We start from the raw sequence: 19,253 nt of genomic DNA, 5'->3' as shown, positions 1-19,253 counted from the left end.
TTGTCTAATCTGCACGATTAAATATAGTATATATGATTTAATAATCATATGCTATTCATCTTTGTCAGTATGCATGTTCGGAGGCATATGCATCGATACTGTACAATGATCGATTTTCGGCCAATCCAGATGTTTTGCGAAGATATCAAAACCACTTTCAAATACAGCATTAATGGTATCTAATTCTCTTAAATCTCCGTGTTGCAATTCATATACAAACTCTGTCAGTGTCGGATCGAATCTCGCGCCTTCAGGAAGCGATTCGTTAAATGTAAAGTTTTTATCTACGAATGGATAAGGTAAAACGAAGTATGTCGGACCTTCAAAGTCTCCACCACCGAACCAGAAACCGAACTCAATCATTTCTTCATCAAAAGCACCATATTCAATCACTTGGTCAGGTTTGAATTCTTGATAAAACTTGCTGTAAACAACAATCGCTGAAACGTCAAAAGTTCCCCAAAAGAATGCAGGACCTGCTGTTCTGGCACGTAATGGACCAATAAAACGTTTAAGCGTGCGTTCTGCATATTGCATTAATTCCAATGCTTTCACTGCAATATCATGGTCATAGTGATGATGTGTTGTATCTTCATCTAATGGGATTTTGTTTTCCATTTCTTGCGGCTTAGTATTAAGTTCGACTTTAATATCATAGTTATTTAGTGTATCTTCTATTTGTTTATAATAGTCTTGTATTGTCTTTCCGTTTTCTAAAGGAAATGCTGTTTTTTCGTTATTGACACGTACTTCGATTAAATCATCCAGAATATTGATGTCGATTGAAAAATGATTATCATCCACATATAGTAACCCTGTTGTAAGACCTTCGCTCGTAATATCTAATGTAACATGTTCCCACTGTGGTTCTTGGTATGCACACTCTACTTTGTATTTACCTAAAATCTGTGTAATGAGGTGTAATGTAAGTTGTTCATCTTTCCAATCATTAAACTTTAAAATTTCCATAATCAATTCCTCCTCTTTGTCAGTTATTTACCCGTTTCCCAACTTTAAATGACAAATACACTGTTTCTTTAAAAACAAAAAAACCGCCGCAGCGGTTTTTGAAAATATCTATTTAACAATAAGGACAGGTGTATGCGCACGTTTTGCAACTTTATGAGTGACATGTCCTAAAACGTGTTTTAGTTCAACACGAGAACGCTTATTACTCATTACTACAACATCGTAATCATTAGCTTCTAATTCAGATAAAATTTCTGTAGTAGCAGAACCTACTGTAAATACAATGTCATAAGGAAGATTAAGATCTTCAAGTTTTTTAATAAATGGTTTCATATCTTCTTCTTTTTCTTTTGTTACTTCTTCAAAATGTTTATTTTGATAACGTACATAATTAGCTAAATCCGTTTCAGAGATAACGTTGAATACTGTAATTTGAGCATCTTCTGAACCATTTGTAAGTTTTTGCAATTGTTCTGGAACATTATTAAAAGCATTACCAAAATCGAATGGTACTAAGATATTTTTATACATATACATCACTCTTTCTTGAAAAAGTTGTTTAATAATTTATTCATTATTAATTTACCCTAAACTGTTAATTAATAACGTTCTTCAAGAAAATTTATATAATAATTAAAAGGAGATGCTCTCAAATAAGACAGCATCTCCTCGCTAAAAACTATAACTCTAAGTTTTTAATATAATCTTTAATTTCGTCTTTCATTTCAGCATCTTTTAATGCATAAGCAATTGTTGTTTTAACAAAACCAGTTTTTTCACCCACATCATAACGATGACCTTCAAAATCATATGCATATACTTGATCATCTTGGTTCAAACGTTCAATTGCATCTGTTAATTGAATTTCACCGCCGCTGCCTTTATCTTGTGTTGATAAATAATCAAAGATTTCAGGTTTTAAGACATAACGGCCCATAATCGCTAAATTAGATGGTGCAGTACCTGGTGCTGGTTTTTCTACGAATTTTTCAACTTCATACAAACGTCCATCTTGTTTTTCAGGTTTTACAATACCATAACGATGTGTTTCACTTTCTGGAACAGTTTGTACACCAATTACAGATTTATTCGTTTCATCGTAAACATCCATTAATTGTTTAATTGCCGGATTATCTGATTCAACAATGTCATCACCTAATAACACAGCAAATGGTTCGTTGCCAATAAATTGACGTGCTGTCCAAATCGCATGACCTAAACCTTTTTGTTCACGTTGGCGTACATAGAAAATATTTGCGAGTTGTGTGGAATGTTGAACTTTTTCAAGCAATTCATCTTTTCCTTTTTCACGCAAATTACTTTCAAGTTCCATTTGATTATCAAAATGATCTTCAATGGCACGTTTATGTTTACCTGTCACAATAATAATATCTTCGATACCTGCACGTGCAGCCTCTTCAACAATATATTGAATCGTCGGCTTATCTAATATCGGCAACATTTCCTTAGGCATTGCCTTAGTTGCAGGTAAAAAACGTGTCCCTAAACCTGCTGCTGGTATAACTGCTTTTTTAATCTTCGACATTTAAATTCTCCTTTATAAAAAGGTGGCAGAAACAGTTGTTAAGTCGCACTTGTATTGAAAACGCTCTCAACTACATATGTATCTTTCGTATATACATGATGACCTATCTGCTTAAGCCCCGTAGAAAGCAAGTCAGACTGCCCGCTCCCTCTAAAATTCCCATTATAACCAATATTATGATTTTCATATTCATTAGTCAATCAAGAACCTTAACAAAGCCAACAAATCCTTTTTGGTTTCTAACTTCATTTATATATGTCAAACATTATTATGATTCATCATAGCCTTATAAAAGATTAATCTCATGTCTATTATCTTCTTTATCCTCCATTTCATCATATAAAAAAGCACCTGCAATAACAGGCGCTTAGAGTTAATTAATTACACGAAAGGGTGGTATGTCATCGTTCCCTTCGTCTGCAGTATCGATTTTTCCATTTTTATCTTCATAGCGATGATTAGCTAAGTCAATTAATTTTTGCTTATAATCTTTACTATGAATGATTTCATCAAGGATACGCAATACATCATCATTTTTCATTGTTTCTACCTTACCGCGATAGATTTTTTCATATACTTGTTCTGGATGAATTTCATCTTCATCTAACAACTCTTCGTATAATTTCTCGCCAGGTCGCAAACCAGTAAATTGAATCTCAATATCGCCATCTTTATATCCGCTTAATCGGATTAAGTTTTTGGCTAAATCAACAATTTTCACAGGTTCACCCATATCGAGTACAAAGACCTCTCCGCCTTCAGCAATCGCACCTGCTTGTAAAACCAAACGTGCAGCTTCAGGAATCGTCATAAAGTAACGTGTAATATCAGGGTGCGTAACAGTAATCGGTCCGCCTGCTTCGATTTGTTTTTTGAACAATGGAATAACAGAACCGCGTGAACCAAGCACATTACCAAATCGTACAGCCACAAAATCTGTTTTACAATTGTCCTCATTCATACTTTGAACAATCATCTCAGCAGCACGTTTAGAAGCTCCCATCACATTCGGAGGGTTTACCGCTTTGTCAGTTGAAATCATTACAAATTTGCTGACTCTTGCATGACGTGCAGCTTCTGCCGTATTTTTCGTACCCATTACATTGTTCTTGATAGCTTCACTTGGGTTATATTCCATCATTGGCACATGTTTATGTGCTGCAGCATGGTAAACAACATACGGTTGATAATGATCTAAAATTTTAAACATACGAGAACGATCTTGAATATCAGCAATCACAGGAACAATATCAATTTGATCGCCATATTGTTTTTGCAGTTCTTGGTGAATCAAATAAATACTATTCTCACCGTGTCCAAGTAAGATAATTCTAGCAGGGGCAAAACGACAAACTTGTTGACAGATTTCTGAACCGATAGAACCGCCTGCACCAGTAACCATAATCGTTTGATGTGTTAATTCTTTAGAAATCAATTGCATATCTAGTTCCACTGGATCACGTCCAAGCAAATCTTCTACTTCAACCTTTTTCAATTGGTTAACTTCTAATTCACCAGACATAACTTCTTCGATATTCGGCATTTTCAATACAGTAACGCCAAGATTTTCACATATTTCATTAATTTCACGTAATCGTTTCTGCGATAATGTCGGAATCGCAATGATTATTTTTTTAATACGATACTTGCGTACTAAATCAGGAACATCTTCAATTTTCCCTTGAACTTTAACGCCTTCAGTAATCGTTAATTTTTGTTTATTAGGGTCATCATCTACAGCAAGCACAGGTTCCATACCCATACCAGGACGTTTCAACATTTGTTGAACCAGCATTGAACCGCCTGCGCCTGCACCGATAACTAAAGTGTTTTTAGATTTTCGACCTCGACGATTAACCGTTCTATTGAATATTCTCCAAGATAATCTTGAACCGCCAATTAACAGAATATGCATCATCCATGTGATAAAATACAATCTTAAAAATGGTCCTTCATGTGTGAAGAATGGAACGATAAGCACAGTTAAAGCCATCGAACACGTTACAGCTTTAACGATGACAAACATTTCATTAATACTGGCGTATTCCCATGCACGATGGTATAAATTGAAAACACTCGCAAAAATATGATGTGAACATAGTAAAACTAATGAAGATAATATAAGTAATGTTAAAGAATAACCACGAAAATATGGTTCTAGAATTGAATAACTTAAGAAGACAGAAAATGCGACGATAAGCGAGTCTATAATTAAAAAGAATATCAGACGCTGCTGTCTCACTGGTATTTTGGACACTTTCTTTCACCCCAATTTTAAATGCTCTCTTTGTCTCTACGGCAAGTAATATGTACATTGAAAAATAGAAGAGGTTAGGAATTCCTAACAAATCCCAACCTTCTTGTTATTAGAGAAGTTTATTGACGATGATGATTGATATCATCTGGTTCGCTATCCTCAACGTGGTTTTCTAAACCTTCTTGAGTTAAACCCTCTCTTTTTGTTCTTCTACGATGATGTTGTTGAGTGCTGTGCGTCTCTGAACGAGTCGCTTTGTTTTTCTTCGAATTTCTGATCAATTCTAAAATACAGATTAAAATGACAGCTAAAATGAGTCCTGCAATAAAACCGACTGCAGCATTTTTGCCCATGCTTACTGGAGTAGACTTCACATTATCTGCTGATTTAGATAACACATCAATTTCACCTTTATCGGCAAGTTGACTAATTTGTTTCTTGAAAATTTCAGCTGATTGATCAGCCATTTCTTCAGCCTGTTTTTTATCTTGATCTGTAGCAGTAAAATTCAAAACTTGTGAATTCGGCTCATTGCTTATTTCTACTTTTTCTGAAATTGAATTAGCCGTTTCTCCATGACCGACTTTATCTGCCACTTTACCTAGTACGCGAGGACTCTTTGCGATATCAGTATATGTAGCGACGATTTGCGAACCTGCTTGGAATTTTTCAGCCATTGTCAAATCACCTTTATCGCTCTTGTTGATGATAACTTGTGAGGTTGCTTGGTATTTAGGATGTACTGCCACTGCTGTAACCAGCACACTCAATAATAGGCATACAATCGGCAGAATTATCAGCCACTTTAAGTTGCGTTTGATAATCTCCCATAACTTTGAAAAATCATAACTTTTGTTTTCTTCCATATTGCTTCGTTACCTCCGTAATGCGGAAAATTGAATGCTACATGTCAGAAGCGTTGATGGTGCTTAGCTTTCACGACTAATCCGACCGCTTGTGATTCATTATAAGGGAAAAAAACACAGTTTTTTTGATATTAATTGAATCCTTGCATACTTTTAACATGTAATTTACAAACTTTATTGTTGTTTAAAATGAACTTGTTTAGAACCTCGTATAACCTTAAAAATGTCTTTGTATTTGCTCAATATTACTTACATATTTAATCTTTATAGGGCTTAAAGAAGATAATATTTATTTCTCTATTTCCAAATATTTTCTTCATAATATTTTTGACTTCTTTTCGACATTTATCATAAGTATATTGAGTGTGCAAAAACCTTATGAACACTGGATTTCAACGCCTTTTCATTAGATTTAGAATTATTACATCCCTATTACTTTTTTACATTCAGCTAATATTATTTAAAAAAAGATTGTAGACCTTTCAATATGGGTGTAAAATATCATTGATAATAATAATCAATTACAATTATTTTTTTGAGAGGTGGCACTCGTAATGGTTCACGCAGCTAACGCCGAAAAAGGCTTAACATATAAAATTACAAGTATTAACTTTGAAAACACAATGCTTGCACATCGACTCAGCGCACTTGGTTTTACAATCGGAAGCAAAATTAAAGTTCGTCAGAAATTTTTCATGAAAGGTCCATGTACTCTAGAAATGAATGGACAATGTATCGGTATTCGTCACTGCGATGCTTGCAAAATAATGTTGGAGCAAGCAGATGCATAACACGTATTGTATTGTCGGCAATCCGAATGTCGGCAAAACAACACTTTTCAACGCACTGACCGGCTCTTATGAATATGTAGGTAACTGGAGCGGTGTCACTGTTGAGAAAAAAGTGGGTATGTTAAAGGATAAGCAAGGCGAATTGGTCGACTTGCCGGGTATTTATGATTTACTGCCGATTTCTAAAGATGAATCGGTCGTTACTGATTATTTGCTGCATGATGATTTTTCCAAAGTGATTAACATTGTAGATGCCGTACAGTTAAAACGTAACTTGTTACTAACGACTCAATTGATGGAATTCGGATCTCCTATTTTACTTTGTTTGAATATGGGGGATGTCGCTTCTAAACGAGGTATTGAGATTAATCGTAATTTATTGATGCGACGATTGAAAATGCCGATACTGCCGATTGTGGCAAGAAGTGGCCAAGGTGTCGACAGTATTTTAGAATTATTGAAAGACGATGATTTATCTACTGCACAACCATTAAAAATTCCATATGACCACACAGTTGATTCTGCTTTATCAAAGCTGCAGCATTACTTCAAAGAACAACTAGACTTGCCAAGTAAACGTCATCGATTTATTGCAGTTCAATATTTATTAGGCAATCCTGCGATTGAACAATTTATTGGTGCACATAACCACCCAGAATTAAGAACAATTAGAGAGAATTTAGCTGAACAATTGGATGTATCAATTGTCGACAGTATGCGCCGTTCTCGTACTGAGTATATTGATGAACTCTTAGAAGATGTGATTACCTATCCTAATAAGAAAAAACAATATTTGACTGATCGTGTGGATAAAATACTAACAAATAAAATCGTAGGTATCCCTATTTTCTTAGTGATTATGTGGTTGATTTTCCAAGCTACATTTTCATGGATTGGTACACCGTTATCAGATAAGTTGGATGAATTTATAGGCGGTCCTTTTACTGATGGGGTCAATCAAGGAATGGATGCAATCGGTTTATTCCCATTCTTAAAAGATTTGATTACAGATGGCATCATTGCTGGTGTAGGTGCAGTAATAGTATTCGTACCACAAATTATGATTTTATTCTTCTTCATTTCTTTACTTGAAGACTCAGGTTATATGGCACGTATTGCGCTTATTATGGATAAGATAATGGAAGGTTTAGGATTAAATGGCAAATCTTTTATTCCTATGATTATTGGGTTCGGTTGTAATGTTCCGGGTGTTATGGCTACAAGAAGTATCGAACAAGAAAAAGAACGATTGACAACGATTTTAATCACGCCATTTATGTCTTGTTCAGCTAGACTTCCTGTTTATGCATTATTTGCTGGTGTATTCTTTAAAGAAAATCAAGCATTAGTCGTTTTAAGTTTATATGTCATCGGCATCGTTGTCGCACTGGTTGTCAGCTTTGTAATGACTAAAACAATTTTGAAAAAAGAAAACTCTGTATTCGTTATTGAATTACCGCCATATCGTATGCCGTCAGCTAAAACTTTATGGCGCAGTACATGGGAAAAAGCAAAAGGTTTCGTGAAAAAAGCCGGAACATTTATCTTTGGCGGTTCAGTAGTTATTTGGATGTTAAATTACGCAGGACCAACTGGTTTTGGTGTTAATGTTGATCACAGCTTCTTGCAAATTATCGGAGCATGCATTGCCCCATTGCTTGTACCGCTTGGTTTTGGAACATGGCAAGCAGGCGCAACTTTAATTCCAGGCTTCTTAGCTAAAGAAGTTGTTGTCAGTGCTATGGCTATTATTTATGCAACTGACAGTCACGGATTAACAAGAATGATTTCAACACATTTCACACCGGCATCTGCTTATGCATTCATGTTATTCATTTTGTTATATATTCCATGTTTATCTACAGTCGCAGCAATACGTAAAGAAACAGTTTCTTGGAAATGGACAATCATTGCAACGCTTTATCCTGTTGTAATCGCTTATGTCTTAACATTCATTGTTTACCAAGGAAGCCAACTTTTTGGTTAAGGAGGAATTTGAATGACTATTTTAATTAACGCTGTCATTATATTGCTGATTTTCGGATATGCTGCATATACTTTAATCCGCTTCTTCAAAAAGTCTAAACAAGGTAAATGTGCCGCATGCGATATCAACAAAGGTTGCGGACACGCAATGCCTAAAGAAATGAAAAAACATCAAAAGCATGTATCATAATATAAATTTTAAGCTCACTTTCTATTAATTAGAGAGTGAGCTTATTTTGTATCTCTAAGTCGTACTCTAGAAAGGGCTTGAACCAACAGTTATTAGAAAGACCCCCCACTATATTTTAATGTAAGATAGTTGACAAATCCTAACCTTTCAACTACCTTATATTATAATATAGTTACTTCACCGCTATCTTAACGAGGTGAAAAGATGACAATTTCCAATCAATTGATGAAAGGTCTGCTTGATGGCGCTATCCTAGGTTTAATTGCGCACGGAGAGACTTATGGATATGAAATATTAGAAAAACTAAAAGCACAACAATTTCCTGAAATCAGTGATGGCAGCATTTATCCAGTACTGCTTCGACTAAGTAAAAAAGGCTATGTTCAAAGTGAAATGCGCAAATCAGATAACGGTGGACCAAAGCGAAAATATTACACAATCACGGAATCAGGCCGTAAAGAACTGCAAGCTTTTACTGTAAAATGGCATGCACTGAATCACGGCATGAATAATATTTTAAGGAGAGACAAAGATGCTAAGTAAAAAATCAGAAGAATTCCTCTGGCGTTTACGTACTACCTTGATGGAGCGTGGCAAAGAAGACTCGACTATCAATGAAATTGAAGATGAATTACGTGATCATTTGATGGAAGCTGAAAAACGAGGCGATAATATTGATGATATTACTGGTGGATCAGTAAAATCCTATATCAACAAAATATCTAATGAAATGCCGCTAGATTCAACTTATCTTAAATTCATATTAGGTATCATAGGCTTTTTATTCATTATCTTGTTGATGCCAGATTTTTTCCAAGGTCCCTTCACTTTTACCATTGGAAAGTTAATTCAATTCGTAATCGTCATTTTAGTAAGCATTCTTTTTTGGAAAGTTATAAAATATATCGTTGTTCACTATGGCAGTCAAATTGATAGTGAAAATAAAATACCTCTTAAAATTTATGCAATCTGTTTGATTTTGGGAGTCATCGGCATGGCTGTATTTATCGGTAGTGCTTATATTGCTAAAACTTGGCCTATTTATACTTTATTCACTTTATCCTCTGTATCAAGCATGATAGTTGGATTTGTAATAGCTTTAATACTGTTAGCTGTTACAGCCTGGTTTAAATATTGGCCGCTTTTTGCTGCAATCATCATCCTTACCTTGCCGGAACTAATCACACTTATCATTTTCCAAGGCAATGTTCAAAGCCAACAGGCTAAAATAACAAGTGCATTTATATTATTTGGGTTAATTGGCATTAGTATTATAGCTAATTTTATTTACATTAGAAAAAATACAGATTAAAAATCAGAGACCCTGAAGCTGCTAATTACAATCTTTAGGGTCTCTGATTTTATCCAAAACTATATTCATACACTTTTTTCGCATGTTCAACTTCAATTGCACATACTTGCTGATGGGTTAAATCAACCAGCGATAAATGCTTGCCATGTCCTGCACCTGTATCCACATCAATAGTACGTCCTTTAACATGAATTTTATTCTTTTTAGCACCATATCGACGTGTCGGTACATGTCCGTGTACAAGCCATTTACCTTTAATTTTACGTGATAATTCAACATCGGATTCAAAGCCTGTCACTTCGGATAATTTTTGCTTAGATAAAGATTTGGAAGGATTAACACCCGCATGCACAAATAAATAGTTATCAATTTTAGCCATACTATCAAAACCTTGTAGCACTGCACGCCATTTTCGCTTACGCTTTTCTTTTGATTTCATCCAACGTACATCATGGTTGCCTAATAATACAATTGCACCTTCATTATGTAATTTCTTAACCATTTTCAAAGTCCCTGTTGAATCTGGTCCATTATTGACATAATCTCCCAATAGTACTAATTGATCCCTTTTGGGATTATAATCCACATATTTTAAGAGTTTGGCCAAGGCTGCTCCATGACCATGAATATCTGATGAAACTAGAATTCTCCCTTTCATGATGTTTGAACTTGACCTCCTGACTTTCTTACTACCTTTCCGATAATTACTTAATTATAGTATACATAATTTTCAGTCTTATGTTTTTAAAAATTTTGTAAAAAATTAAATCATATATTCAACGGAGGCAAATTATTCAATGTTTTAGCATAAACTAAATGATCTGCCCACTCTCCATTTTCAAAAATAAATTTTTCGCGTGTACATTCATATTTGAATCCTGCTTTCTCCAGCAATTTCGCTGAAGGTTGGTTGCCAATATTTACATGCGCCTCAATACGATGATATTTTAAACGCTTATCAGCAATTTTCAACATTGCTGTCAATGCTTCAAAAGCGTAACCGTTGCGCCAAAATTGGTTATGGATTGTGTAGCCGCATTCCGCCCATTGGAAATGACTGCGTGATAATGTCACAATATCCAAATTACCGACATGTATACCATCCGCTTTGCGAAAAATGCCGAATATGTATATTTCATCCTTTTTTATAAATTGATGATGCTTCTCTACTAATTGTTCATACCATCCCTTTGTACAAATCGACATATCTAATCGTCCTTCATCGTATGGTGATTGAGATTCCAGGCGACCGCAAAAACCATTAAGCCACTGTTGATAATCAGACTTTTGTAAAGGGCGTATCATTAGACGTTCAGTTTCTTCAGCGAGATATTCAAATTCCATATACGTCATCTTCCTCTCTATATCGACCTCTATATAGCATTATCATATCAATTTTTTGGAATTCATGATATATTATAGATGAATACTAATAAGAAAAAATAAATTGCTAGGAGGGAATATTATGTCATTTAAAGAATATATTGGAGACATGGTTGAAACGATTAAACACATGCGTTTCGGTTCTAAAAACGGGCTTATTATGATTGCTTCTATTGTGGTATTAAGCGTTATCACTACACCTATCATTGGTGTTCCAGCAGGTGCATGGATTGGTTATTATTTAGAGAAAAATGGTAAATAATCTGTAATTCGAAATAATCCCCTGACATTTCAATTGTCAGGGGATTATTTTTTAGTCTTTTTGAAGTTCCAATAAATCTTTTGTCATACGTCTTGTTGCCTTATAAGCTTGATGATAAATACGGAAATACCTTTCATATGTCTTATGTCGCTTTAAATCAGGTTTGAATGTTTCTGTAAAATGAATAAATTGTTCTGCACATGCAGAGAGACTTGGATACCATCCTAATCCATATGCTGCAAGCATTGCAGCACCCATACTTGGTCCTTCTTCATGTTTCAATTTATAAATTTCAGCATTAAAAACATCTGCTTGTAACTGTAACCAAAAATTACTTTTTGCGCCCCCGCCAGTTGATACTATCTTAGTTACATTTTTACCAACACCGCGCAAATAAATTAAAGAGTCGTATAAAGAATATGTAATACCTTCTACAACTGCGCGTGCAAAGTCACCGCGTGTATTTGAACCGCTAATTCCAATAAAGCTTCCACGAATTGATGCATCTCCATGCGGTGTACGTTCACCTGCTAAATACGGTGCAAAAATCAAACCATGACCGCCAATTCCAGCTTCTTGTGCTTCTTCCAGCATTTTTTCAAAGCTATCATCAGGATAAAATTCGCGTTTAAACCAGCTCAAACTATAACCAGCACTTAATGTAACCCCCATTAAATAATTAACATCTGCAACCGCATGATTCATCAAGTGAATTTTATGTCCATAACCTTCTGCGCCACCTATTGACTCACAAATTAGTAAAACCCCTGATGTACCGATACTGCAAATTGCATCATTAGGACGAATCACACCAGATCCTAAAGCGCCGCAAGCATTATCAGCGCCACCTGCAAACACTGGAGTATTAGCATCTAATCCTAATTCTGCTGCTAATGCAGCATTAAAAGTTCCTGCTTCATCATGTGATTGAATAACATCTGGATAAATATCAGGAATACCAAATTCTTCACCTAACATTTTATCCCATGCTTTTGTTTGCGGATTTAATAACATCGTTGCTGCTGCATCTGAGTATTCTGTGTAGATTTCCCCTGTTAAACAATAGCGGAGATAATCTTTAGGCAATAAAAAGGTTGCTGCTTTTTTCCATAATTCAGGTTCATTTTCTTTTACCCACAACAACTTAGTCAATGTAAATCCTTCCACTACTGGATTACCGAGTACTTGCTCTCCTTTTTTAGCTTTGATTGTCTCACATTGCGGTGTAGTACGTGTATCATTCCATAAAATAGCATTTCTTAATGGTCTTCCTGTCTCATCTAATAAGACTAATCCATGCATTTGACCTGAAAATGATACACCCTTAATTTCTACTCCTTCCATTTGAGGTTGTATTAATAAATTTTTCAAGCCTTGTTGCATGGCTGCATTCCACTCATCCGGATTTTGTTCAGAGTATCCTGGATATTCTTGATATAACGATAACGGTTCAGTTTGAACGCCTAATACTTCTCCATCTTTTGCTACTGCCAATAATTTAATTGCACTTGTACCTAAATCAATACCAAGCACTGCTTCTTTTCCCATTTATTTCACCCTTCTCTCTTAAGCAGTCTCTATTTATGCGCTTACATTACTGTTATTATAACGTTTATCTATCAGAATATACATCTTGCGCTCAATTATCTTAGATTTATAAAAGTTTTGAGAATATGTACAAAAAAGACACGAGCAATATTGCCCGTGCCTTTGATTTTAATCTTCTTATGAACTCCAAAGCTCTGCAAGTCCTTGGAATGAGAAGATGCCTGTAATAATTGTAACAACAACTGCGATGATACCGAATACTAGCATCCAAGTTGGATGTTTATAGTCTCCGACAATCGACTTTTTCTTACTCGCGACAAGAATCGTACCTAATGTAATTGGTAAGATCAAGCCGTTCAATGCACCAGCAATAATCAATAATTTGATTGGTTTACCGATGAATAAGAAGATTAATGTTGAAACAACGATAAATGTGATAACGATTAAGTTACTACGTTTCATTAATGATTTACTCAATGTTTTTAAGAATGTTGCACTTGTATAAGCAGAACCGATTACTGAAGATAATGCTGCTGCAAATAATACAACACCGAAAATATTTTTACCAATAGGTCCTAAAGCATGTTGGAATACAGATGCAGGTGGGTTTTCAGGATCTAAAGTAACACCTGTTACAACTACACCTAATACTGCTAAGAATAATAGACCACGCATTACACCAGTAGTTAAGATACCAGAAATTGCTGATTGGTTAACAAATGGTAAATATTCTTTACCTTTAATGCCAGAGTCTAAAATTCTGTGTGCACCTGCGAAAGTAATGTAACCACCTACTGTACCACCGACCAGTGTGATAATCGGCAATACTAATGCTGCAGGATTTTTTGGTAATACCATTCTATGTGCTGCTTCTAAGTATGGAGGATTTGAAACCACCATTACATAAGCAACAATTAAAATCATGAGTACCCCTAAAACCATTGTTACAATGTCCATAACTTTTTGACCGCTCTTACTTACGAATACACCAATTGCTAGAACGGCTGTAATCGCTGCGCCCCATTTTACATCAAGTCCAAAGATTGCATTTAAACCGAGTCCTGCACCGGCGATATTACCAATGTTGAATGCTAATCCGCCGATTGCTATCAGAATGGAGATAAAAGTCCCAAGTCCTTTTACCATTTCATTCGCGATTTCTTGTCCTCGTAAACCTGTTACTACTAATACACGCCAAATGTTGATTTGTGCACCGATATCAATAATAATTGATAGCAAAATCGCAAACGCGAAACTTGCTGCAAATTGTGCTGTAAATACAGCAGTTTGTGTTAAGAATGCTGGTCCGATTGCTGATGTTGCCATCAAGAAAACTGATCCGAGTAACAGGCGTTTATGCTCCTTTGTGAACTCGAAATCCGTCTTTGTTTGGTTCTTTTCTCCCATATATTAACCCCCTAGTTTCGTAATCGAAATACCTTCTTTCGTTAATCTTTCTCTGATTTTCGATACAAATTCAAGCGCATGCGCACCATCGCCATGCACACAAATTGTATCTGCTTGAATATCTATTTCAGTTCCATCTTTTGCTGTAACTTTGTTGTCTTTAACCATCTTAACCACTTGATTAATTGCTGCTTCTGTATCTGAGATGACAGCGTCACTTTCTTTACGACTGACTAATTGGCCGTTTGATTCATAACGTCTATCTGCAAATACTTCAGATGCTGTTTTTAAGCCGACAGCTTCAGCTTCTGAAATGAGCAATGTATTAGATAATCCGACTAAGATAAGTGATGGGTCCACGTCATATACCGCTTGTGCGATTGCGTGTGCAATATCTTTGTCACGCGCACCCATGTTATATAAAGCACCGTGTGGTTTCACATGATTAATTTTCACATCATGAATTCGGCTGAATGCAGATAATGCACCTAATTGATATGCCACTAATGTATAAATTTCATCAGGAGCCATATCAATATTACGACGGCCAAATCCTTGTAAATCATGGAACCCAGGATGTGCTCCAATACCTACTCCGTGTTCTTTAGCTAATTTAACTGTTTCGTTCATAACATTTTCATCACCTGCATGAAAACCACATGCAATATTCGCTGATGTAATCAATGGAATAATTTGGTGATCTCCGCCAAATGAATAATTACCGAATGCTTCGCCTAAATCACAATTTAAATCTACTTGCATTTTAAGAAGCCCCCTTAATAATGTGATGACGGTCTAAGAATTTAATATCTACATCACTAGCATCGCCATCTGCGTATGCAGGATATGACAATACAGCATATAAGAAATCAGCAGTTGTAGAGAAACCGTCAATAACCATTTCATCTAATGTCGCTTTCAATTTATCAATCGCATGTGCACGGTCACTGCCTTTAACAATCACTTTAGCAACAAGTGAATCATAGTAAGGCGATACAACGTAATTAGGATATAGTAATGAATCTACACGTACATTAAAACCTTGCGGTAAATGCAATGCTTTTACTTTACCTGGTGATGGTTGGAATTTACGTTCTGGATTTTCAGCATTAATACGTGCTTCAATCACATGACCTGTGAAGTGGATATCATCTTGTGTAAATGGCAACTCATCATGTTTCATTAAGTATAATTGCGCTTGCAATAAATCACGGTCAGCGCGCATTTCAGTTACTGTATGTTCAACTTGAATACGTGCGTTCATTTCAATGAAATAATAAGCATCTTCAGTTACTAAGAATTCAATCGTTCCTGCACTGCGGTAGTTAGAAGCTCTCGCTACTTTAACAGCATCTTCACAAATAGCGCGACGTCTTTCATCAGTCAACGCTGCACAAGGTGATTCTTCAATTAATTTTTGGTTTTTACGTTGTACAGAACAATCACGTTCACCTAAATGAACATAATTTTCTTTACCGTCACCGATAACTTGAACCTCAACGTGTTTTGCTACCGGAATAAAGGCTTCAACGTAAATACGGTCATCATTAAAATATTTTTTACCTTCACTTTGTGCTTCTTTAAATGATTTTGCTAAATCTTCAGGTTCTTTAACGATACGGATACCTTTACCGCCACCGCCGCTTGCGGCTTTAAGTACGACAGGATAACCGATTTCTTTTGCAATTTCTTTAATTTCTTCTACTGAATTTACTGCGCCTGTTGAGCCTGGGATAATTGGAACTCCGGCATTATCAACAGTTTGTCGTGCAGTGATTTTATCACCCATCATTTCCATCGTACGTCTTGTCGGTCCGATGAAGTAGATATCATTTTCTTCTACTTTTTGTGCGAAAGTTGGGCTTTCTGATAGGAAACCATATCCTGGATGAATGGCATTTGCACCTGTAATTTCTGCTGCTGCAATAATACGTTCAATATTTAAATAGCTATCTAAAGGATTGGCTTCTCCAATACAGATGGCTTCGTCTGCCAAACTAACATGCAGACTTTTTTCATCTCCCTTCGCATATACAGCTACCGTCTTAACGCCTGATTCGCGACAAGCACGGATAATACGTACAGCGATTTCTCCTCTGTTTGCAATTAAACAACGATCCATGAATTTGACACCCCTTTACTTAACTTCAATCAATGCTTGATCATATTCGACATTTGTTCCGTGGTCGACTAAAATCGCTGCTACTTCCCCATCCTCATCACTCGTTACTTCGTTCATTACTTTCATCGCTTCGATATATCCGATAACGTCACCTTTGCTGACTTTGTCGCCAACTTTAACAAGCGGTTCTGTTAAATCTTTTGTATCTTGCAAGAAGAATGTACCTACCATCGGTGCATTTACTGTTTTACCAGCTGGTGCTTCATTTGATGCTGAAGCGTTATTGCTTTCAGGTGTTGCATTTGAAGTAGCTTGTGTTTGAATTTGCGCTGCAGGTTGTGATTGTTGCGGTGTTGAAAAATCTAATTCGATTTCACGCTCTTCATCTTTATATTTAAATTTATTCACTTCGTTTTCTTTTACTAAGTTGATTAAATCTTTAATTTCTTCTAATTTCATTATTGTTCCCCCTCTAGTAATTCGCAAATACGATTAGACGTAATTCGTAATTCCCGTAAATCAAATAATGGTTCAGTTTCTACATTTTTCAATATATCTTCGAAACCATTGTTATACTCTTCTAAATCATTAATCGCATCTTCAATTGAAACCCATTCAAAATTGATTTTTTCTCCAGGTTTCTTTTGTGCCAACACACTTAAGTCTAATTGTGTTACAGTTGCGATTTTTGTATAACCGCCGACAGTTTGCTTATCATTCATTAAAATAATAGGGTTACCGTCATTTGGTACTTGAATGCTGCCTAAAGCAACAGGTTCTGAAATAATATCTGCACTTTCTTTTGGTGGAACAGATGGTCCTTTCAAACGGAATCCCATACGGTCTGATTGTTCAGAAATCTCAAATGGTTCTGATACTAAACCTTCATGGCTTTCATCTGAAAAGCTATCATATTGAGGTCCTTCTACAATACGAATTGTATCTGTTGTTTCATGGATTAAATCCAATTCACTCGTAAACCCTACATGTTTACGATATTTCTCATTTAGTTTTTGATGAATAAAGTCATCTTTTTTAAGTGCTCTTCCTTCGTGTCCGCCCATTTTTGTACGTGTGTGCGTTGAATAGCTTCCAGCTACTTCAGGTACGTCTAATGGATGACCGAAGAATAAGTAACCGCGCGCACCTTTAATTGCCGCATTCATTGCAAGTTCATCGCCTTTATAGACTTGAATAACAGTTTGATGCGGCACGGGTTCTCCATTTAATTCAGCTTTAAATTCTGCGCCTGTAATTACTATCGTATCGTCTTCTAAAAAAGTTAATGTCGGTCCGATGATTGTAGCTTCAATAGCTGGACCATCATTTCCAATCAAAGTTTGACCCAAACGATAACTATAAATATCTAAGGCACCTGCACCTGAAAATCCGTCTTTTTGATAGCCGATGCGTCCTTCATCTTGAATTGTAGAAAAAAGTCCTGGCTTTTGTATTCTAATACTCATCTTGAACGTTCACCCATCTTTCCATATCAAAATCCGGTTGATGCTTTGTTGCTAAAATCTCATCAAAATCATTTTCACTGATTTCGTAAAATTGAATATTATCACCAGCAGCATAAAGTGTCATCGGCTCACGATTTAAATCGAAAACATCTAATGGTGTGCGTCCGATAATTTGCCAACCGCCTGGTGAATCTTGTGGATATAAACCTGTTTGATTATTCGCGATACCGACAGATCCAGCATCAATACGAACTCTTGGTTCATCTCTTCTTGGAGTATACAGACGCTCATCTAATCCTCCAAGGTAAGGGAATCCAGGCATAAATCCTAGCATATAAATTAAATATGTTGGCTCTGTATGTAATTTTATCACTTCATCAGTTGATAACTGATTGTGCTCGGCTACTGTTTCAAGATCCGGTCCGTATTCTCCCCCATATACGACTGGAATACGTACTACTTTAGAACTTTCAGATGTTTCAATATTATCTATATCTAAATGATCTAGATTCAATGTATCTATAAGTTCCTTTGCATTAATTTTTGTTTGATCAAAATGAATCATCACCGCTCTGTATGAAGGAACAATTTCAGTAATAGCTTCAAGATTTTGTTGTTCCAAATACTTCACAATCTGTTGAACCTTTTTAAAGGTTTCAGGATCAATTTGCGGTTCGAATTTAATCATAATCGATTGCTCATTTATGATTTGATAATCCATCTCATAGCCCCCTTTGTTTAAAATTGCTGTGATTCGGTTAGATGTTAAAAACTAGAAATATTATCTCGAAATCACGCTATTTTCTATCAATTGCGGTTGGTTTTCTATATATACAGAAAAATCCAACAATACCCATTATAACATTTTTAAACACTCTGTTTCGATCAAGAAGAATATTATTTCTTTGTAAACTAAATTATTACTTAGTTTTAATTTTTTTAATTCTTATTAATCTACACTCAGTCCATATTCGTGTAATTATTCTGATAACTTTACATGTAAGCCTTTCCATTCGTATTGTTATACTATAATACATCTTTTACCGAAGTAAAAGACTTTTTTTGTACAAATTTTACACCCTTTCTACCTATTTAATAGTTCCAGCTCAATAGATAACAACTACAAATAAGTTTTGCGCCTTTATTTT

20 protein-coding genes are annotated in these 19,253 nt (G+C 35.6%); 6 read left to right on the top strand and 14 right to left on the bottom strand.

The annotated features are described in order from the left end of the window. Positions 1–51 precede the first annotated feature (51 nt). From DYE31_RS02245 to DYE31_RS02225, 5 genes are all read right to left on the bottom strand, one after another. The gene (locus DYE31_RS02245) at positions 52–969 is read right to left on the bottom strand and encodes a DUF5996 family protein (RefSeq protein WP_015901264.1); all 918 of its coding nucleotides are present in this window, start codon (positions 967–969) and stop codon (positions 52–54) included. 108 nt (positions 970–1,077) lie between these two features. Beyond that, positions 1,078–1,500 carry a universal stress protein gene (locus DYE31_RS02240; RefSeq protein WP_015901265.1) on the bottom strand — a complete coding sequence of 141 codons (423 nt, stop codon included), beginning with the start codon at positions 1,498–1,500 and terminating at the stop codon, positions 1,078–1,080. Between the two features lie 148 nt (positions 1,501–1,648). Beyond that, positions 1,649–2,515 carry a UTP--glucose-1-phosphate uridylyltransferase GalU gene (galU, locus tag DYE31_RS02235; RefSeq protein WP_015901266.1) on the bottom strand — a complete coding sequence of 289 codons (867 nt, stop codon included), beginning with the start codon at positions 2,513–2,515 and terminating at the stop codon, positions 1,649–1,651. A gap of 373 nt (positions 2,516–2,888) precedes the next feature. Continuing rightward, positions 2,889–4,772, bottom strand: a complete 1,884-nt coding sequence (locus DYE31_RS02230; protein WP_015901267.1) for a polysaccharide biosynthesis protein — start codon at positions 4,770–4,772, stop codon at positions 2,889–2,891. Positions 4,773–4,891: 119 nt separating this feature from the next. Beyond that, positions 4,892–5,638, bottom strand: coding sequence for a YveK family protein (locus DYE31_RS02225; RefSeq protein ID WP_015901268.1), 747 nt, complete (start codon positions 5,636–5,638; stop codon positions 4,892–4,894). 554 nt (positions 5,639–6,192) lie between these two features. Here DYE31_RS02225 and DYE31_RS02220 point away from each other — a divergent pair. The 5 genes from DYE31_RS02220 (at position 6,193) to DYE31_RS02200 (ending at position 9,917) form a co-directional block, all read left to right on the top strand. Then, the gene (locus DYE31_RS02220) at positions 6,193–6,429 is read left to right on the top strand and encodes a FeoA family protein (protein ID WP_015901269.1); all 237 of its coding nucleotides are present in this window, start codon (positions 6,193–6,195) and stop codon (positions 6,427–6,429) included. Further along, a complete protein-coding gene (gene feoB / locus DYE31_RS02215; protein WP_015901270.1) occupies positions 6,422–8,416 on the top strand; it encodes a ferrous iron transport protein B in 1,995 nt (664 codons plus the stop codon). The genes DYE31_RS02220 and feoB overlap by 8 nt, the downstream gene beginning before the upstream one ends. Before the next feature lie 12 nt (positions 8,417–8,428). After that, positions 8,429–8,605: a FeoB-associated Cys-rich membrane protein gene (locus tag DYE31_RS02210; RefSeq protein ID WP_015901271.1), complete on the top strand. Its 177-nt coding sequence runs from the start codon at positions 8,429–8,431 to the stop codon at positions 8,603–8,605. A 204-nt stretch (positions 8,606–8,809) separates the two neighbouring features. After that, positions 8,810–9,148: a PadR family transcriptional regulator gene (locus tag DYE31_RS02205; RefSeq protein WP_015901272.1), complete on the top strand. Its 339-nt coding sequence runs from the start codon at positions 8,810–8,812 to the stop codon at positions 9,146–9,148. Then, a complete protein-coding gene (locus DYE31_RS02200) occupies positions 9,138–9,917 on the top strand; it encodes a DUF1129 family protein (RefSeq protein ID WP_015901273.1) in 780 nt (259 codons plus the stop codon). Before DYE31_RS02205 ends, DYE31_RS02200 begins: the two co-directional genes overlap by 11 nt. A 49-nt stretch (positions 9,918–9,966) precedes the next feature. Here DYE31_RS02200 and DYE31_RS02195 read toward each other — a convergent pair whose 3' ends face one another. Further along, a complete protein-coding gene (locus tag DYE31_RS02195; RefSeq protein WP_015901274.1) occupies positions 9,967–10,575 on the bottom strand; it encodes a metallophosphoesterase in 609 nt (202 codons plus the stop codon). Positions 10,576–10,685: 110 nt separating this feature from the next. Beyond that, entirely contained in the window at positions 10,686–11,261 is a 576-nt protein-coding gene (locus DYE31_RS02190) for a GNAT family N-acetyltransferase (RefSeq protein ID WP_015901275.1), read from the bottom strand. A gap of 121 nt (positions 11,262–11,382) precedes the next feature. On the opposite strand from DYE31_RS02190, the gene DYE31_RS02185 reads away from it, so the two are divergent. Then, positions 11,383–11,562, top strand: coding sequence for a VraH family peptide resistance protein (locus tag DYE31_RS02185; protein WP_015901276.1), 180 nt, complete (start codon positions 11,383–11,385; stop codon positions 11,560–11,562). 51 nt (positions 11,563–11,613) lie between these two features. On the opposite strand, the gene xylB is transcribed toward DYE31_RS02185, so the two are convergent. The 7 genes from xylB to pxpB form a co-directional block, all read right to left on the bottom strand. After that, positions 11,614–13,110, bottom strand: a complete 1,497-nt coding sequence (gene xylB / locus DYE31_RS02180; RefSeq protein ID WP_015901277.1) for a xylulokinase — start codon at positions 13,108–13,110, stop codon at positions 11,614–11,616. Between the two features lie 177 nt (positions 13,111–13,287). Next, the gene (locus DYE31_RS02175; protein ID WP_115314353.1) at positions 13,288–14,517 is read right to left on the bottom strand and encodes an NRAMP family divalent metal transporter; all 1,230 of its coding nucleotides are present in this window, start codon (positions 14,515–14,517) and stop codon (positions 13,288–13,290) included. A gap of 3 nt (positions 14,518–14,520) precedes the next feature. Then, positions 14,521–15,279, bottom strand: coding sequence for a 5-oxoprolinase subunit PxpA (gene pxpA / locus DYE31_RS02170; RefSeq protein WP_015901279.1), 759 nt, complete (start codon positions 15,277–15,279; stop codon positions 14,521–14,523). Between the two features lies 1 nt (position 15,280). Beyond that, positions 15,281–16,639: an acetyl-CoA carboxylase biotin carboxylase subunit gene (locus DYE31_RS02165; protein ID WP_015901280.1), complete on the bottom strand. Its 1,359-nt coding sequence runs from the start codon at positions 16,637–16,639 to the stop codon at positions 15,281–15,283. A 15-nt stretch (positions 16,640–16,654) separates the two neighbouring features. Next, positions 16,655–17,098, bottom strand: coding sequence for an acetyl-CoA carboxylase biotin carboxyl carrier protein (gene accB, locus DYE31_RS02160; protein WP_015901281.1), 444 nt, complete (start codon positions 17,096–17,098; stop codon positions 16,655–16,657). Continuing rightward, a complete protein-coding gene (locus DYE31_RS02155; RefSeq protein WP_015901282.1) occupies positions 17,098–18,105 on the bottom strand; it encodes a 5-oxoprolinase subunit C family protein in 1,008 nt (335 codons plus the stop codon). Before DYE31_RS02155 ends, accB begins: the two co-directional genes overlap by 1 nt. Beyond that, complete coding sequence (pxpB, locus tag DYE31_RS02150; RefSeq protein WP_015901283.1) at positions 18,095–18,826, bottom strand: 5-oxoprolinase subunit PxpB; 732 nt, start codon at positions 18,824–18,826, stop codon at positions 18,095–18,097. The genes DYE31_RS02155 and pxpB overlap by 11 nt, the downstream gene beginning before the upstream one ends. Positions 18,827–19,253: the final 427 nt, after the last annotated feature.

The sequence above is a fragment of the Staphylococcus carnosus genome (genome assembly GCF_900458435.1).
GTDB lineage: Bacteria > Bacillota > Bacilli > Staphylococcales > Staphylococcaceae > Staphylococcus > Staphylococcus carnosus.
This window is presented reverse-complemented; position numbering and strand designations above follow the sequence as displayed.

Coding starts and splice junctions, on each gene's coding strand:
- DYE31_RS02245 (WP_015901264.1), bottom strand. CDS start 969: ATGGAAATTTTAAAGTTTAATGATTGGAAAGATGAACAACTTACATTA.
- DYE31_RS02240 (WP_015901265.1), bottom strand. CDS start 1,500: ATGTATAAAAATATCTTAGTACCATTCGATTTTGGTAATGCTTTTAAT.
- galU (WP_015901266.1), bottom strand. CDS start 2,515: ATGTCGAAGATTAAAAAAGCAGTTATACCAGCAGCAGGTTTAGGGACA.
- DYE31_RS02225 (WP_015901268.1), bottom strand. CDS start 5,638: ATGGAAGAAAACAAAAGTTATGATTTTTCAAAGTTATGGGAGATTATC.
- DYE31_RS02220 (WP_015901269.1), top strand. CDS start 6,193: ATGGTTCACGCAGCTAACGCCGAAAAAGGCTTAACATATAAAATTACA.
- feoB (WP_015901270.1), top strand. CDS start 6,422: ATGCATAACACGTATTGTATTGTCGGCAATCCGAATGTCGGCAAAACA.
- DYE31_RS02210 (WP_015901271.1), top strand. CDS start 8,429: ATGACTATTTTAATTAACGCTGTCATTATATTGCTGATTTTCGGATAT.
- DYE31_RS02205 (WP_015901272.1), top strand. CDS start 8,810: ATGACAATTTCCAATCAATTGATGAAAGGTCTGCTTGATGGCGCTATC.
- DYE31_RS02200 (WP_015901273.1), top strand. CDS start 9,138: ATGCTAAGTAAAAAATCAGAAGAATTCCTCTGGCGTTTACGTACTACC.
- DYE31_RS02195 (WP_015901274.1), bottom strand. CDS start 10,575: ATGAAAGGGAGAATTCTAGTTTCATCAGATATTCATGGTCATGGAGCA.
- DYE31_RS02190 (WP_015901275.1), bottom strand. CDS start 11,261: ATGGAATTTGAATATCTCGCTGAAGAAACTGAACGTCTAATGATACGC.
- DYE31_RS02185 (WP_015901276.1), top strand. CDS start 11,383: ATGTCATTTAAAGAATATATTGGAGACATGGTTGAAACGATTAAACAC.
- xylB (WP_015901277.1), bottom strand. CDS start 13,110: ATGGGAAAAGAAGCAGTGCTTGGTATTGATTTAGGTACAAGTGCAATT.
- DYE31_RS02175 (WP_115314353.1), bottom strand. CDS start 14,517: ATGGGAGAAAAGAACCAAACAAAGACGGATTTCGAGTTCACAAAGGAG.
- pxpA (WP_015901279.1), bottom strand. CDS start 15,279: ATGCAAGTAGATTTAAATTGTGATTTAGGCGAAGCATTCGGTAATTAT.
- DYE31_RS02165 (WP_015901280.1), bottom strand. CDS start 16,639: ATGGATCGTTGTTTAATTGCAAACAGAGGAGAAATCGCTGTACGTATT.
- accB (WP_015901281.1), bottom strand. CDS start 17,098: ATGAAATTAGAAGAAATTAAAGATTTAATCAACTTAGTAAAAGAAAAC.
- DYE31_RS02155 (WP_015901282.1), bottom strand. CDS start 18,105: ATGAGTATTAGAATACAAAAGCCAGGACTTTTTTCTACAATTCAAGAT.
- pxpB (WP_015901283.1), bottom strand. CDS start 18,826: ATGGATTATCAAATCATAAATGAGCAATCGATTATGATTAAATTCGAA.